Raw genomic sequence first — 1,287 nt, 5'->3', positions numbered from 1 at the left:
CTAGGGGGTGTCTGACAAATGATCACGAACTGGTTTCGCGGAGCCAGAGGATCAGCGAGGCCAGAACGACTCCGGCACGGTAGCGGTCGGCGAGCTTGTCGAATCTGGTCGCGATCGCGCGGAACTGCTTGAGGCGTGCGAAGCATCGTTCGACCACGTTGCGCTCGCGGTAGACCTCCTCGTCGAAGGCGGGCGGCCGGCCGCCGAGGCGCCCTCGGCGCCAGCGGTTGGCCGCTTGATCGCGGCGCTCGGGGATCGTGACGGCGATACCGCGGCGCCGCAGCAGGTGCCGGATCGCCCGGCTGGAGTAGGCCTTGTCGCCCAGGACTCGGGTTGGCGTCCTGCGCGGGCGGCCGGTGCCGACTCTCGGAACGCGGATCCCGTCGAGGACCTGACTGAAGGCGGTGGCGTCGTTGACGTTGCCGGGCGTGAGCACGACGGACAGGGGCAGGCCCCGGCCGTCGACGGCGAGGTGGACCTTGGTGGTCAGCCCGCCTCGGGACCGGCCGAGGGCCTGGCGCGTCTGCGAGCGGCCCGGATCTTCCAGTTCGTCCCCGTCTGCGGCCCCTTTTTGCGGGCACCGGCGGCGTGCTGGTGAGCACGGTTGACCGTGGAATCGACGGCGACGGTCCATTCCACCCGGCCCACCGCGTCGTCGCGGACCTGGACGTGTTCCAGCAACTTCGCCCAGGTCCCGTCCGCTTCCCAGCGGGCGAACCGCTCGTAGACGGTCTGCCAGGGTCCGTACCGCTCGGGCAGATCGCGCCACGGAGCCCCGGTCCGCAGCCGCCACAGCACCCCGTTGACCACCTGCCGGTGATCACGCCACGGACGGCCACGCCCATCCACCCGCGGCAACAAGGGCTCTATTCGCCCCCACGCCGCTTCCGTCAACTCACCTCGACCTGCCACAAGATCAATGATCAGAGTGCTCGTGCTCGGACTTTCGCGCGGGGTCCGTGATGAAACGGCTCAGCCGGTAGGTGGTCGGCACCGCCAAGCGTCCGCACAGCGTGTCGATCCGGATCATCGACCCGTCGACTCCTGCTTCCCGAAGAAGGCGCAAGGTCGTACGCATCTCCGCCTGGTCCGGAGTCTCAACAACCACTTCCCACTGTCCCGCGTCCGACGCGGTGCGAGCAGCAAGCCGCTGCCGCGCGTCCTCTTGCCGCCGCCTTCTTTTCCCCTGTCCTGGCACCTGCCCAGAATCACTGGCTGACGTCAGGACGGCAAGGCAATTGGACGGAGCACGCACACGCTCGGTGATCATTTGTCAGACAAGCCCTA

The 1,287-nt window shown here is 68.2% G+C and carries 1 pseudogene; it reads right to left on the bottom strand.

The window, feature by feature from the left end:
• Positions 1-912, bottom strand: a pseudogene (locus ACFYNP_RS38360) (IS5 family transposase).
• Positions 913-1,287: the final 375 nt, after the last annotated feature.

The sequence above is a fragment of the Streptomyces sp. NPDC006691 genome (genome assembly GCF_042869955.1).
GTDB lineage: Bacteria > Actinomycetota > Actinomycetes > Streptomycetales > Streptomycetaceae > Streptomyces.
The sequence above is the reverse complement of the archived record's forward strand: the minus strand, read 5'-3'. Positions and strand labels throughout refer to the sequence as shown.